18 protein-coding genes are annotated in these 14,587 nt (G+C 44.4%); 13 read left to right on the forward strand and 5 right to left on the reverse strand.

From position 1 onward, the window contains the following. Positions 1–172: 172 nt before the first annotated feature. Positions 173–1,966: a metallophosphoesterase family protein gene (locus QUB20_RS19400; RefSeq protein ID WP_333250053.1), complete on the reverse strand. Its 1,794-nt coding sequence runs from the start codon at positions 1,964–1,966 to the stop codon at positions 173–175. A gap of 325 nt (positions 1,967–2,291) precedes the next feature. Between QUB20_RS19400 and QUB20_RS19405 the strand changes: the two genes are divergently transcribed. Continuing rightward, positions 2,292–3,269 carry an acetamidase/formamidase family protein gene (locus QUB20_RS19405; RefSeq protein ID WP_333250055.1) on the forward strand — a complete coding sequence of 326 codons (978 nt, stop codon included), beginning with the start codon at positions 2,292–2,294 and terminating at the stop codon, positions 3,267–3,269. A 155-nt stretch (positions 3,270–3,424) separates the two neighbouring features. Further along, positions 3,425–3,709 (forward strand): hypothetical protein, encoded by a 285-nt coding sequence (locus QUB20_RS19410; protein ID WP_333250057.1) that lies wholly within the window; start codon positions 3,425–3,427, stop codon positions 3,707–3,709. 246 nt (positions 3,710–3,955) lie between these two features. Here QUB20_RS19410 and galT read toward each other — a convergent pair whose 3' ends face one another. Together galT and QUB20_RS19420 are read right to left on the reverse strand one after the other, a co-directional pair. Continuing rightward, positions 3,956–4,978, reverse strand: coding sequence for a galactose-1-phosphate uridylyltransferase (galT, locus tag QUB20_RS19415; protein ID WP_333250059.1), 1,023 nt, complete (start codon positions 4,976–4,978; stop codon positions 3,956–3,958). A 232-nt stretch (positions 4,979–5,210) separates the two neighbouring features. Then, entirely contained in the window at positions 5,211–5,900 is a 690-nt protein-coding gene (locus tag QUB20_RS19420) for a restriction endonuclease subunit R (protein WP_445299419.1), read from the reverse strand. Positions 5,901–5,975: 75 nt separating this feature from the next. Between QUB20_RS19420 and QUB20_RS19425 the strand changes: the two genes are divergently transcribed. The 3 genes from QUB20_RS19425 to acs all read left to right on the forward strand — a co-directional run bounded on the left by QUB20_RS19425 (position 5,976) and on the right by acs (position 8,923). Next, on the forward strand, positions 5,976–6,491 hold the full coding sequence (locus QUB20_RS19425) for a DUF433 domain-containing protein (RefSeq protein ID WP_445251144.1): 516 nt from the start codon (positions 5,976–5,978) through the stop codon (positions 6,489–6,491). After that, positions 6,469–6,831, forward strand: a complete 363-nt coding sequence (locus QUB20_RS19430) for a DUF5615 family PIN-like protein (protein ID WP_333250061.1) — start codon at positions 6,469–6,471, stop codon at positions 6,829–6,831. Before QUB20_RS19425 ends, QUB20_RS19430 begins: the two co-directional genes overlap by 23 nt. Positions 6,832–6,952: 121 nt before the next feature. Next, positions 6,953–8,923 (forward strand): acetate--CoA ligase, encoded by a 1,971-nt coding sequence (acs, locus tag QUB20_RS19435; RefSeq protein ID WP_333250063.1) that lies wholly within the window; start codon positions 6,953–6,955, stop codon positions 8,921–8,923. Between the two features lie 94 nt (positions 8,924–9,017). Here the strand turns inward: acs and QUB20_RS19440 are convergent, their stop codons facing one another. Then, entirely contained in the window at positions 9,018–9,305 is a 288-nt protein-coding gene (locus tag QUB20_RS19440) for a hypothetical protein (protein WP_333145265.1), read from the reverse strand. Positions 9,306–9,616: 311 nt separating this feature from the next. Between QUB20_RS19440 and QUB20_RS19445 the strand changes: the two genes are divergently transcribed. From QUB20_RS19445 to QUB20_RS19455, 3 genes are read left to right on the forward strand one after another with little or no spacing between them, the layout of a single operon-like run. Then, entirely contained in the window at positions 9,617–9,775 is a 159-nt protein-coding gene (locus tag QUB20_RS19445; RefSeq protein ID WP_333053645.1) for a hypothetical protein, read from the forward strand. Between the two features lie 35 nt (positions 9,776–9,810). Further along, positions 9,811–10,224: a hypothetical protein gene (locus QUB20_RS19450; RefSeq protein ID WP_333145266.1), complete on the forward strand. Its 414-nt coding sequence runs from the start codon at positions 9,811–9,813 to the stop codon at positions 10,222–10,224. After that, the gene (locus QUB20_RS19455) at positions 10,221–10,622 is read left to right on the forward strand and encodes a retropepsin-like aspartic protease (RefSeq protein ID WP_333250065.1); all 402 of its coding nucleotides are present in this window, start codon (positions 10,221–10,223) and stop codon (positions 10,620–10,622) included. Before QUB20_RS19450 ends, QUB20_RS19455 begins: the two co-directional genes overlap by 4 nt. 183 nt (positions 10,623–10,805) lie before the next feature. On the opposite strand, the gene QUB20_RS19460 is transcribed toward QUB20_RS19455, so the two are convergent. Further along, on the reverse strand, positions 10,806–11,093 hold the full coding sequence (locus QUB20_RS19460; protein ID WP_333250067.1) for a hypothetical protein: 288 nt from the start codon (positions 11,091–11,093) through the stop codon (positions 10,806–10,808). A gap of 91 nt (positions 11,094–11,184) precedes the next feature. On the opposite strand from QUB20_RS19460, the gene QUB20_RS19465 reads away from it, so the two are divergent. The 5 genes from QUB20_RS19465 (at position 11,185) to QUB20_RS19485 (ending at position 14,579) form a co-directional block, all read left to right on the forward strand. Further along, a complete protein-coding gene (locus QUB20_RS19465) occupies positions 11,185–11,601 on the forward strand; it encodes an element excision factor XisH family protein (protein ID WP_333053641.1) in 417 nt (138 codons plus the stop codon). Then, the gene (locus QUB20_RS19470) at positions 11,589–11,924 is read left to right on the forward strand and encodes a XisI protein (RefSeq protein WP_190740648.1); all 336 of its coding nucleotides are present in this window, start codon (positions 11,589–11,591) and stop codon (positions 11,922–11,924) included. The genes QUB20_RS19465 and QUB20_RS19470 overlap by 13 nt, the downstream gene beginning before the upstream one ends. A 3-nt stretch (positions 11,925–11,927) precedes the next feature. Then, positions 11,928–12,506 carry an ACP phosphodiesterase gene (locus QUB20_RS19475; RefSeq protein ID WP_333250069.1) on the forward strand — a complete coding sequence of 193 codons (579 nt, stop codon included), beginning with the start codon at positions 11,928–11,930 and terminating at the stop codon, positions 12,504–12,506. 96 nt (positions 12,507–12,602) lie between these two features. Beyond that, positions 12,603–13,499, forward strand: coding sequence for a thermonuclease family protein (locus tag QUB20_RS19480; RefSeq protein WP_333250071.1), 897 nt, complete (start codon positions 12,603–12,605; stop codon positions 13,497–13,499). A gap of 291 nt (positions 13,500–13,790) precedes the next feature. After that, positions 13,791–14,579: a class II glutamine amidotransferase gene (locus QUB20_RS19485; RefSeq protein WP_333053638.1), complete on the forward strand. Its 789-nt coding sequence runs from the start codon at positions 13,791–13,793 to the stop codon at positions 14,577–14,579. Positions 14,580–14,587 lie beyond the last annotated feature (8 nt).

Raw genomic sequence — 14,587 nt, forward strand, 5'->3', positions numbered from 1 at the left:
TTAAATCTGGCGCGTGCTCGTCAGCAAATAGCCTAGCCCCACTGGTTTACTCTTTTGACAATTAATCCACCCTGCTTCTTAAGGGGGATTTAGGGGGATCTAGACTCAGGTAAAACCGATATTTATCAAGGATTTCAGCCTTAAGTTGACACCAATAGGCATTGCCGTACCCTTATCTTTCGCACTTAAACTCATCAAACTTCACCACTTCCGACTCCGGTTTCCGTGTATCAAAATAGTAGCTGCTAACCGTACCCTCCCCCGTATCAAAAATAGTAAACGCCGTAATATCATTGCTATCAATATACGGCAGCGGCCCCCCGTCTTCTGCCAACAAAGGCGCAACAGTCGGCACCACAGGTTCCAATCCGTTCGGGTCTCCAATAGCGCTGTAATCTTCCCGATATGCCGGCGGCACAAATCGGCGCTTTTTCCCCGCAAAAGCACCGTAACTGTTGCCCACATTAGAACTCTCCAAAAAGTGCATTCCGCTGGAACTTACAAACCGATTCCACAAGTGCGAATGTCCGTAAAATACCAACTGCACCCCCGCTGTTTCTAGTAGCGGCACTACATCCCGAATCAGATAATCTTGCTGTTTCGGATACTCGTAACGCACCATTTTAATCTCGCCATCGAGAGCGCGATCGACTATTTGCACTGGATCAGTATAAGCAGGTACAATATTGTCACCCAGAGAATGTGGCGGGTGGTGAAACATCACAATTTTATATTTTGCCTGCTGGAATTCCGAGCTTTTTAACTCTTGTTGCAGCCAATTATATTGAGCGCTGCCCTTGACAATCGGCTCAAAAATATGCTGTCCGTATCCCCATTTTTCGGGATGATTAAAATCTTCGTCCCGTTCCCGATACCTGCCTCTCGCACGCGGATCTAAATTCGGAGTCCGCCAGATATTCGTAACGTACAAAGTCACTAACCGCACGTCGCCAAAAGTCACAGCATAGTAATTTTTGCCTCCCGGTAAATTGAAAATCTCGTCATAGGTATCGCTATTAAAAGTATTGTTTTGTAGCCATATTTCCCGCGCTGAAGGGTCATTATTGGGATTCAAAGAGGCAGCACGTTGAGCGTATATTTTCTCCGCAGCGGCGCGGGGAAAAGGATCATTAAATTGGTCATCGAGTTTGCTGTTGGTTGCAAACCGGCCCATGATTTCGTGATTGCCAATGGCGGGAAATAAAGGCGCGTGTTGGATCAGTTCGCCGCCGCTGTAAACGGTTTTGATGCCGTTTTTGTCGAGTTCGGAAAATGCGCGACCTTGCAGAGAGGGAAAGAAGGCGCGGCCTCGGTAGTCGTCAAACCATTCAGAAGCGCGATCGGGTATATTAATTAAATCCCCAGCCATGAAAACCGCGTCAACTCTGCCAATTGTTTCGGCTACTTTCTGGAGATTGGCGGCTGTCATCGGCATCAATTGATGGTCGGAAGTGAGGAGAATTTTGAGCGCACTTCCTGCTGCGGGTGTCGGAGAAAGAGTGAAAACTTTGCTGCTGACAGATGCGCCGTCTTTCCTTTCGCTAGTGACTCGATAAGGAATGCGAACACCGGGCATTAAATTGGGGACTTCTGCTTCGTGGCGCCAGATGTCGCGGACAATTGGATTGCTGTCAATAATGCTTTGTTTCATTTCATCGGAAATGCGCGAGTCTTTGTCTTCGCGAGTGCGGCTTAGCTTGGTAGTATTTGCCGTCACGACTTGATTCAATTTTTCGCCGTAATCAACTGTGTTGCGAGTACCGGCGAACTCTGTGAACCAGACAACTCGCACCGAGTTTGCTGTTGGGACTTGCAGAAACGGGTCGGTTAAAAGCTGAGGTTTGTTAAGGTAAGATTGCATCATGAAACCTAGCAATAGGACAATCAAAATCAAAACACCAAAAAACCAGGGATTGCGAGAATAACCTTGAGAAATTTCTACTTTATTGGGCAAAGGCGTTAACATAATTCATTAGTCATTAGTTTGTAAGGGCGGGTTACACCAGCCAAACAGAACTCCCCACCCCAATAATATATAAACCCGCGCCACCGACTTTAAATTTTAAACTACCCACGTTATCAAAAAGTTAAGAAATTAGTAAAATATTTCCGATAAAAGAAACCTCCACCCTTTTTGGAAATCTTCTGAGTTCTCCATTCTCTTTCTCTGTGCCCTCTGCGCCCTCTGTGGTTCATTAAAAAAAATTATCCAAAATGCTTGAGACTTGCGATATAACATTCTTAACACCCTTCCTTCAATCTAAAATCTAAAATCTAAAATCTAAAATCCCATGACCCGCCACCTTCTCAAGGCTAACTGCAAAACCGTACACTTGGGCGGTTTTTCTCCGAATATCGAACCTGCTTTAACTGTCGATTCGGGCGATCGCATCGATATCGAAACCTATTCAGGATATTATGTTGCTGACAAAGCGCCGCCGGAATTTCTCACCCCCGAATTTTTAGATATTTGTCAGAATTTGCCCCCCAACCGCAAAGTTGGGCCGGGGCCCCACTTGCTGACAGGCCCGATTTATGTTAACAACGCCGAACCGGGAGACGTTTTAGAAATTCACATTGAGGATGTTTACCCAAGTTTGCCAGTAGGATTTAATGCAATTCGCGCCGGATGGGGAGCTTTACCGGAGTATTTCCCCGAACCTAAATTGCGGTTTATTCCGCTAGATTTAGAGCAAAAAACTGCTGAATTTCCCGCAGGTAGCGGCATTCGGATTCCCCTGCATCCTTTTTTTGGCATTATCGGCGTTGCCAATGCACAAATCAACCGTTCTTCTATTCCTCCAGAGCGCTACGGCGGCAATATGGACAATCAGGAACTCCAACCAGGAACGCGGTTATTTTTACCTGTTTTTCTGCGTGGCGGTTTACTGTCCATCGGCGACGGACATTCGGCACAAGGAGACGGTGAAGTTGACGGTACTGCGATTGAAACTTCGATGAACGGGACTATTCAGATCATCTTACGCAAGGATTTATTTCTGATATTTCCGTTTGCGGAAACGCCCACTCATATTGTGATTATGGGATTTGGTAGAACATTAGATGAAGCGTTTGAGCTGGCGGTAAAACAGACGGTTTATTGGTTGCAAAAGTTTGCGGGTTTCCAAGAGGAAGATGCTTATGTTTTGTGTTCCCTCGCGGTAAATTTTCGGATTACGCAGGCTGTCAACAATCCTCAAAAAGGAGTTCACGGAATGATTCCCAAGTGTATTCTGCTCGATGTGAACATTATTGACAACCGAGTTTGAGGTAATATGATAACACGCGAGCAACAAAAAAATTAGGATCGCGATCGCACAAACTACACAAATTTGTCACTGCTGTGGTCGATCAGGATCGCGTTCCTGTTGACAATTAAGCTTAAAATGGATAAGTTACCAGTTCTACCTAAATCGAGCTCAACATGAAAAATCAGACTGACGATGTTGCCAAAAAAGATTTAGTCGATCGAGCTTTTGGGAGTGCAGCAATACCAGATCCAACAGCGTGGGTGCACGAACATTATTTTCTGGCTAATTTCGCCGATACTCTGGCACATATCCAAGAACATATGTCTGAAGACAGTTGCGAAATCGGCGAGAATGGCGACTCTGGCGAGGGACTCTTATCGATCGATGCTAAAATTAGAGATATGTTGAGAGCTACTTTTAGCGACGACGGCTGGCAGTATGTCGAAAGTTTATTGTGAGTTTGGTAAAATCCATAAGTATTTGTACGTTCATAATTTGAGAGCGTAAGTTATAGCAGTTTAAAAAAGAATCCAACTTTATGCCGGTGATCTAAACCATTAGATCATGCGTTATGCCCAATTCTTTAATCTCAAATCTCAAATAATATCAATTTCCTCCCTCAACGCAGACTCGCAACTCAGAATAGCTGGGTGCATTTCCACCCCCAGTTTAAGTAAACTTGACCTATGGTGATGTAGGATACTTTAGATGGGGGGGAAATTACTGTCGCTAGGAATTTCGATCGATCGCAAAAACGCTGCACTTTCTTCGGGCAAAGCAGTATTGATAAACATCCCGCTGCCCAACTCAAATCCAGCTTGCTTGGTGACTCTGGGAATAATGGCGATATACCAGTGAAAGTATTTTGTTGCCCGTTGGGCGATCGGCACCGATCGAATATTATAGTTGTAATCGGGATTGTTCAATCCGTAATAAAGCTTAGCCAGTACAGTTTTCAAAGTATAAGCAAGATCCGAAATTTCCGCATCAGTAATTTCATCAAACGAAGAGGAATGTCGGCGCGGAAAAATCCACGTGTGAAACGGTGAAAGTGCAGCGTAAGGGATAAAAGCGACAAAATGTTCACTCTCACAAATCACTCTTTCCTTCGCCGCTAATTCATCTTCCAAAGTCCGGCAAAACAGACATTCTCCTGTGTCGTCAAAATATCTAATAGCTTCGTCGATGCGGCTGCGAAATTGGCTAGGTACAACGGGCGTCGCTGCTATCTGCGAGTGGGGGTGTTCGAGAGAAGTTCCGGCAGTTTCCCCATGATTCTTGAAGATAATAATTGTTTCAATGTAGGGATTTTTTCTAATTTCTACATAGCGCTGGCGGTATACTAAAAGTATGTTGGCAACTTCTTCAACGCTCAACAAAGCTGTCGTCAAATCGTGTCGCGGATGTTCGACAATTACTTCGTGCACGCCGATTCCCGCCATCGTGCGGTGAATTCCCGATGATATCCTCATCCATTTTGCTGTCGGGGAGAGGGCGGGATATTTGTTGCAAATTGCCCTGACTTTCCAGCCAGTGCGATCGCCCAAACGGCAACTTTCTAAGGTTCCGTCTTCCTCATTTCCCACGCAAAACGGGCAATCGGCGCGGTGCGGTGGCACTACTGTTACACACTTTTTTTTGTTAGCGAATTGATCCGGTCTTGTCGCCCGTTCGGTGGCGATGATTACCCAATCTCTGGTAATTAAATTTTGTCTAAGTTCAGACACTTTTTTACCTTCAGTTGCAGGGTTTAACCGTTTATTATTGTATAGAATACTTTGTCTTTTGTCACTCGCTATTGCAGTTTTTTCACAAATCTTGATTTCTAAATTTCCCAGCACTTCCCAACAGAAGTTCACAACAGTTGGTTGCCATCGACGATAGAGGCCGATTAGGACTAAAGTGGTACAGAATATCTGTCTAGGCAGTACGGGGAAGCACAGCTTTTAACCGCAGAGATTAAGCCAACTGCAACTGCACATTCTGCAACTTGCAAATCGCTTTCAACACTTGCGCCAACAAGAGCGATCGCTCTGGGTCAATCAAATTCAATTCCGGTAAAATCTGATAAGTACAAGGATTTCCCCGCGTCAGATACACAAACTGATAGTTACGTCCATTCGTCGTCAATCCCCAAACAGACGATTGCTGCTGCAAACTTTTATAAGCATAAGTCAGCAATTGCGGCAAACCGGCCCAAGGATCGATCGCACTATTTTTCGCCTCGACTACCAAAATCCAAAACTGTGCCGCCGCGAGCTCTGCCTCCGGCTGATTTACGGCTAAGATATCCAACCGCCCTTTAATTAAAGTATCCCCATCCTCAACCTCGATCGGGATGCTATCTTCCATTGTCAGCACCACAGGAACTTTAAAAAATCCCGTTAATCTCATTAACGGTGAAAGTGACAAAAACTTAACCAATTCTTCAGAAACCTTTCCCACTTCTAGATAGCGCCAAAAGTCATTGCTGATTTGCAATAATTCCTGCTGTTCAAAATCCGTCAGAGGTTCCAGAGAGAAAAAATCAGTAAAACCTCCTCCTGTTTGTCTTTCCAATTTGAGAAGGCGACGAACGTCATTTAGCGAGAGTTGACTTGCTTCTAAATTTTGCGTCATGGCTTTAGTGCGATCGGCGATTAATGTCAATTATAAAAGCATTACCATCGAATTTGTTATGATATAATCATACCAGATATCGCTCCTGTAAATCGGGTAGATTATATGAAAGCAATTAAAGTGATGGCAACGATCGACGATCGAGGACAATTGTGCGTTGGTGAACCGCTCAAGTTATATCGCAACAGCCGAGCAGAAGTAATTGTGCTGGTTCCCGAAGTAACAGAAATCAATAAAGAGAAGCAATCTCATGAAGCCAACCACCAAACCACGCAACTAGAAGACTACTTTAACTTCCTCAGACCAGATGATATTCGGCTCAAAGGTTCTCGAATCGGCATCGAAACCATTCTCTATGAATACCTGTTTCGCGCTCGAACTGCCGAAGAAATTGCCAACATTTATACATCGCTCACCCTCGAACAAGTTTATGCGACAATTTTGTACTACCTGCACAACAAAGAAGCAGTCGGTCAGTACATAACCGAATGGTTGGAATGGGGCGAAAAAATGCGAGAAGAACAACGTCGCAATCCTCGTCCAGTCTATGAAAAAATCCGCAAACTGAGAGCAGAAAGAGATGCAAGGAGAAAGGCTGATGCCAATCCAGTATCTCTTTGATGAAAATGTCGATCCTGCGTATGTCAATCAAATTCGCAGACGCAATCCCGATATGGTTGTTCTAGCAGTGGGAGAACTAACAGCACCTTCCAAAGGCACTCTCGATCCAGAAATTCTTATTTGGTGCGAAATCCACAATTTCATTCTTGTTACCAACAACCGTCGGTCTATGCCCGTTCATTTAACAGATCATCTAGAGCAAAATCGCCATATCCCAGGAATATTCATCCTAAATTCCAAGCTGAGTATTGGTCAAAATATTGACGAACTGATTTTGATTTATGAAGGATCGTTTGATGATGAGTACCAAGATAAAATTGAGCATTTACCGCTACCCTAATTTCTAATACAGTCCCAACATTTACAAATTTCCCCAAAGTCTTAAGGAAAATAAACATACTTTTGCTCCAACTTATGCAAACAATAGTTAAAAAGACTAACCGAAGTTAAAGTTAAAAGCAATGTCGCAAGATACCATCGAATCAATTCTGCATGAAAAACGCCTATTTCAGCCGCCCGCTGAATTCTCTCAAAAAGCTCACATCAAAAGCCTAGAAGAGTACCAAGCCCTCTACGACAAAGCCAAAGCTGACCCCCAAGCCTTCTGGGCAGAACTCGCCTCCCAAGAATTAGACTGGTTCCAAAACTGGGATACCGTGCTCGACTGGCAGCCGCCTGTTGCTAAATGGTTTGTCAACGGTAAAATTAATATTTCTTACAATTGTCTCGATCGCCACTTAACCACTTGGCGCAAAAATAAAGCCGCCCTGATTTGGGAAGGCGAACCCGGAGACTCCCGCACCCTCACCTACGCGCAACTCCACCGCGAAGTCTGCCAAATGGCGAACGTCATCAAACAATTGGGAGTCCAAAAGGGCGATCGCGTCGGCATTTATATGCCCATGATTCCCGAAGCTGCGATCGCCATGCTAGCCTGCGCCAGAATCGGTGCAGTACACAGCGTTGTTTTTGGCGGTTTTAGTGCAGAAGCATTGCGCGATCGACTCAACGACGGCCAAGCAAAACTCGTCATCACCGCAGACGGTGGCTTCCGCAAAGATACCGCCGTCGGCCTCAAAACACAAGTAGACAAAGCATTAGCAAATAATGCCACACCAAGTGTTACCAACGTTCTCGTAGTTCAGCGCACCAAACAGAAAATTGACATGGAACCAGGGCGCGATCATTGGTGGCACGATTTGCAAAAAGGTGCATCGGCAAATTGTCCCGCCGAACCGATGGACAGCGAAGATATGCTGTTCGTACTCTACACTTCGGGAAGTACCGGCAAACCGAAAGGAGTCGTCCATACAACCGGTGGTTATAACCTTTATACCCACATGACAACCAAATGGATATTCGACCTCCAAGATACCGATGTTTACTGGTGTACTGCTGATGTCGGCTGGATTACTGGACACAGTTATATTGTCTACGGGCCGCTGTCCAACGGTGCGACAACTTTAATGTATGAAGGTGCTCCTCGCCCTTCAAATCCTGGCTGTTTTTGGGATGTAATTGAAAAATACGGCGTCACCGTTTTCTATACTGCACCCACTGCGATCAGAACATTCATGAAAATGGGCGAACACTTGCCGAATGCGCGCAATTTGTCCTCTTTACGATTGTTAGGAACCGTCGGCGAACCGATTAACCCTGAAGCTTGGATGTGGTATCAACGAGTAATTGGGAAGTCGAATTGTCCGATCGTCGATACTTGGTGGCAAACAGAAACCGGCGGAATTATGATTACCGCTTTGCCCGGTGCAATTCCTACAAAACCCGGTTCTGCAACCCTACCGTTCCCCGGAATTGTGGTCGATGTTGTTGACCAAGATGGCGAACCAGTAACTAATGAAAGTGGCGGTTATTTAGTGGTGAAACATCCTTGGCCGGGAATGATGCGGACACTTTACAACGATGCCGATCGCTTCCGCCGCACTTATTGGGAATATTTGCACCCGAAAGATGGCGAATTTGTGTACTTTGCAGGGGACGGCGCGCACAAGGACAAAGACGGTTATTTCTGGGTAATGGGCCGCGTTGACGATGTAATTAATGTGGCCGGACACCGACTCGGCACAATGGAAGTTGAGTCAGCTTTGGTATCGCATCCAGCGGTGGCGGAAGCTGCGGTTGTTGGCAAACCTGATGAGATTAAAGGTGAGGAAATTGTGGCTTTTGTCACGCTGGACAACTCGCAGCAACCTAGCGATGAATTGGCTAAGGAATTGAAGCAGCACGTTGTTAAGGAAATTGGGGCGATCGCCCGTCCCGGCGAAATTCGATTTACTGATGCTTTACCGAAGACTCGAAGCGGGAAGATTATGCGGCGTTTGCTGCGTTCTTTGGCTGCGGGACAAGAGGTTTCTGGGGATACTTCGACTTTGGAAGATCGGACTGTTTTGGATAAGTTGCGGGGTGGTTCGTAGGGGGATTTTGTAACCGCAGATGTAGGCAGATGAACGCGGATGAACCCTGATGTATTTTTATCGGCGTTCATCCGCGGTTTAATTGTTAATTTGCTTATTTACCGCGCCACAGATGAACTGCATCGGGATTGATTTCCGACCTTACCTGTAGCCACTCTTCTAACAAGTAGTCATCATCAACTGCTTCAGAATGCTGTTCGTCTTTGAGAATTGCTAAGACGTGGACTCCAGACGGATAGTTGACATGACGAATTTCTGGGTCATATCCCAAGTCTTGAATTTTTGCTAAAATGCGATCGACAGCACCGGCAACAGTAAGATCGACGGCAAGAATAATTTGACCGAGTTTAGCACCCGGTTTTACACATTCCAGAACAGCCATTACTCTTTCTCCTTGTAGTTGCAACGGTACACTTGAGGGCGATTTTCGACTTTTCCCGGTTGAGTTACAGATTCTAATTCAACTCGGTAGTGGCTCGTTTTTGGCACTCCTGTTTCGCTTGCTTGGGGTTATCCGCTAAAATCGGCTCATCCCAACGTTCTGGTTCTTTTTCTGGATCTTGAATCATAATTAAATTGCTCCTTTGTTGGACGTTCAACTTCGGAGAAGTCGTCTTGGCATGGTGCGGCAACATTCTGTCAAGGCGCATTTATCTGCTATAATTGTACTGCATTTTTTAGTATAATTGCAGTATGAGTAAAAATGTTAAAGTTCTAACCATCCGACTGCCTGAAGTAGAAATGCTTCGGCTAGAAGCTTATTGCGCGAACAGTGGTAGAACAAAAACCGATGTGATTCGCGAACAGATTAGGAGTTTAAAAGTTGAAGATAAGTCGCTTCACCCAGATTGATAACCTTGGTTCATTAACATCCCTTGAGACACGCCATGCTCCCAGAAACCGTACAGTTGCAAATTCCTTTTCAAGTCCTAGTAGATGCGATCGCCTCCCTCCAACTCGAAGAAAAACGCCGACTTTGGCAACTATTAAATGAAGAAATTACTCAAGCAGAAACCGACCTGCCCTCTCAAGTTCTGATTCAAAATAACAATGGGTCGGATTACAAACCCACAGGGGAAATCTTGACGGCTGCAGAAATACGCGATCGCTATCCCCGCGAGTGGGTGCTAATTGCTGATACTGAATCCGACGATTTATGGAATGTGATTCGCGGTGAAGTCTTAGCTCATTCACCGCAGCGAGAGGAAATAGACCGAGCTTTGACAAAATTTAAAGATGTCCGGTCAATTTCTATAGAATACACTGGCCCTATTCCTGATGAATATTCGGTGCTGTCGTGACTTCACAAAAACTTTATAGGTGCTCGCGTTACGGAAATTTACTCGTCTTAAAAGCTGCTGCCTCTAGCACAAGTAATACTGTCAGACAATTCAGATTATTAGTTGATACAGGCTCAACTTATACCGTTTTGCGGGTAAATATATTAGAAGCTCTTGGTTGCGATATCCAAAATCCTCTACGCAGAATTAGGACATCAGCAGGTGGTGGTATTGTGGAAGCACCAGTAGTAGCTGTGCCTTGGTTTAATTGCTTGGGCGAGCGTTTAGAAAATTTTCCTATAGTTGCCTACACGTTACCTGCAACCACCTTTGTAGACGGTTTGCTAGGGATGGATTTTCTTGCTCCTATGCAAGCTGTTATCTATGCTAAAGAGGGAGAGATTCGCATTCGTGTATGACTTATCTAGAACTTCTATATTTTGATGGCCGAAACTGATGCTGGGGAAGCTATTAGAGCGTTCCGTCGAAAGATGTAGCCGATCGCAAGCAATATTTGAGCGTGGGTGCAGCGATCGCCCGCATACTACAGTTAGGCGAGCGCTCTTTTGTTATCAAAGATTCATGGATAGACCAACAACAGCTTATTTACCGCGCCACAGATGAACCGCATCTGGGTTAATTTGCGACCTTACCTGTAGCCAATCCTCTAACAAGTAATCATCATCAACTGCTTCAGAATGCTGTTCGTCTTTGAGAATTGCTAAGACGTGCACTCCTGACGGATAGTTGACATGACGAATGTCTGGGTCATATCCCAAGTCTTGAATTTTTGCTAAAATGCGATCGACAGCACCGGCAACAGTAAGATCGACGGCAAGAATAATTTGACCTAGTTTAGCACCCGGTTTTACACATTCCAGAACAGCCATTATTTTTTCTCCTTGTAGTTGCGGTTTAAGATAATTGCATAATAATTTGCTATTATATAACCGTGAAGTCTTATATTGCTCGTGTTGTTCTATGCCCGCTTTAGACCTGTACCACAATACAGTTAAAAAATCTCTCCTCAATGATGGGTGGATAATTACTCACGATCCTCTCCATCTGAAATGGGGGAAAAAAGATATGTATGTGGATCTGGGAGCAAAACAGGTGCTGGCTGCAGAACGAGGAGAACAGAAAATTGCTGTGGAAGTCAAAAGCTTTGTCAGCGATTCAGAAATGCAGGACTTGAGAGAGGCGATCGGACAATTTACTATTTATCGATCTGTGCTTCAGAGAACTTATCCAGAACATACGCTTTATCTGGCTGTTCGCGATATCACCTATGAATCTCTATTTGAAGAACCGATCGGTCAATTAATGATTGAAGATGAAAAGCTCAAGCTGATTGTATTCGACCCAAATCAAGAGGCGATCGTAAAATGGATACTTTAGCTAACTTTAGAACCACCATTAAAACAGTTCTCGAACCTTACACAAAAATTCCTTACTCTCATGGCGATATAATTTGTAAAGCCGTGTTTGATGAAAAATCTGATTGTTACCTGCTAGTTACTTTAGGCTGGGATAAAGCCAAACGAATTCACGGCTGTTTAGTTCATATAGATATTATTGATGATAAGATTTGGGTACAGCGAGATGAGACAGAATACGGCGTGACGAAAGAACTTGTAGCTGCTGGAATTTCCAAGGATTCCATTGTTTTAGGTTTTCATCCCGCCGATGTCAGACCTCATACAGGTTATGCAGTTGTGTAGTTAATGAATTATTTGGCTCATCTATTCTTATCAGAAGGCACGCCAGAATCCTTGATTGGCAACCTCTTAGGAGATTTTGTCAAAGGTTCGGCAATCAACCTTTATCCCGATGAAATTAGAAAAGGCATCGATTTGCACCGCAAAGTAGATAGCTACACGGACTCTCATGCAATAGTGCGATCGAGTAAAAGCCTTGTTTGCGCCGAGAGACGCAGGTTTGCTGGAGTTTTGATTGACGTGTTTTACGACCACTTCTTGGCTAAAAATTGGCTCGAATATTCAGAAATTCCGCTCCCCGATTTTTCTCGCCATGTCTATAAAATCCTGCAAGACAACCGCGATATATTGCCTGAATCTCTCCAGCGGGTGCTGCCCACAATAATTGCCCGCGACTTGCTTTCATCTTATCAGGACATCGCCGAAATCGGCATCACTCTTACAAGAATGTCGGCGCGACTCAAACGGACAAATAACTTGGCAAGCGGCATAGAAGATTTGACAGCTAACTATCAGCGATTAGAATCAGATTTTCGAGAGTTTTTCCCAGACTTGATAAAATACGCCACCGTTGACAAATATTAATACAAACCACAAAAATTACAGTTGCTATTGATAACGAACTCGTGTATGATTCAACCGATACCTGCATGAAATCTCAAGTGCAACAGGGTTCAAAATATGGCAACCAGAATTCCGAACCTGCAAATAACTAAAGTAGTTGATGGCGACAGCATCAAAATTTCTCTCAACGGCAAAACCGAGTCTCTGCGCCTGATTTGCGTCGATACAGAAGAAAGTCATCCGGGAGGCTCTAAACCTGTAACTGCGGCGGGGAAAGCAGGTACGGAAATGGCTAAAAAATACTTTGCGACAGCAGATGGCGGACTTGCTCAAATTGACATAGAATTTGATACAGACGATTCGGTTGAAGTGGCTCTACAAAAACACCGCGACAACTACGGGCGTCTCCTCTGTTACGTACATAAAGATGGAGAAAATTACAATCTTAAACTGATTGAAGAAGGCTGGAGTCCCTACTTCGTCAAATACGGGCGCTCCAGATTGTATCACCGACAAATGACTGAGGCAGAATCGGCAGCAAAAGCTTACAATCTGATGATTTGGAATCCGATTATCAATGCCAAAATCCCCTCTCGCAACTATGCTAATTTACTGCCTTGGTGGTCGATGCGAGGCTCGATTGTTGAAGAATTTCGGTTGTCGGAAGCAACGGCAGGAGCGCTTTCTTTGAGGTTGCACTACCCGAAAATATTAGCTGCTTCTGAGAAAGCTAAATCTATTACTATTTTCTGCGATTTGCAGGCGGGAATTACTAAAAGGATCGGCGGCAGCGCTGTAATTTATGCTGGTTCGGTGTATCATAAATTAGATTTGTGGATACCGGATTCTGAAACTGATGAAAGAGCTCCCTTGAAGCGGCTAATCGAGAAACGTTATGCGGGTCTGGGACGGGGATATGTGTATGTCAGTGGGAAGGTAGAACAGTACAAAGGGAAGCCTCAAATAGTTTTGAAGGATATCAAACAACTTTCAGACTTTCCCCCACAAAAGTGAATATTACATAAATTTAATTAACAAAATTGCAGGACAAATGGAACGATGAAGACTGTTCTCCGGGGAACGCGATTGAATTTTGGGCGATTCCCTACCGCAACGGGCCCGCTTAACGAACGGGATAGCTTGGCTTCGCGCATTTTTTAAATTTTAAGTAGCATGACGGTTTAAAATCAAAAAATATTGTGTTTTTTTATTAGGCTAAATCAATTCATACTATAATAGTATAATCGCCAATCTGTAGCTGCCAATAGCTGCGACATCTATCCAAACTCCAGAAATTTAAAAGCTATGTGCCAATTACTGGGAATGAACTGCAATGTTCCAACAGATATTTGCTTTTCTTTTGAGGGTTTTTCTGCAAGAGGTGGCAGAACAGACGTTCATCAAGACGGTTGGGGAATTGCTTTCTTTGAAGGTTTGGGATGTCGCCTTTTTATAGACTCTAAACCTGCGATTGCTTCTCCGGTTGCTGAAGTAGTGCGCCGCTATCCCATTCATTCAACTAACGTCATTGCTCACATCCGCAAAGCTACGCAAGGCGAAATTGCTCTGGAAAACTGCCACCCTTTTATTCGGGAACTTTGGGGACGTTATTGGGTGTTTGCTCACAACGGAAATCTCGAAAATTTTTATCCAGAATGTGCCGGAGTTTACAAACCGGTTGGCAAAACTGACAGCGAAAAAGCATTCTGTTTGATATTAGAAAAGCTGCGCTCTACTTTTCCTCAAAGTAAGCCTGCTGTAGCGGAAATTTACCCGGTACTGGAGGAAATTACTAAAAGTTTGGCAGAGTACGGAATTTTTAATTATTTACTTTCGGATGGAGAACACTTGTTCACCCACTGTTCTACTAATCTGCATTATATTGTGCGACAAGCACCTTTTGCTAGCGCTCACTCGATCGACGAAGATGTAACAGTCGATTTTCGGGAATTGACCAATGAGGGCGATCGCGTGGCTGTTATTGCCACTTTTCCGCTGACAGATAACGAAGTTTGGACGCAAATTCAGCCAGGAGAATTGCTGGTATTTCAGGATGGTTTGCCTGTCTCTTCTGGGCTGCTGGAGTTAAGTTAACGAGATTT

It is taken from the genome of Microcoleus sp. B4-C2 (genome assembly GCF_036705265.1).
In the GTDB taxonomy this organism is placed as follows: domain Bacteria; phylum Cyanobacteriota; class Cyanobacteriia; order Cyanobacteriales; family Microcoleaceae; genus Microcoleus.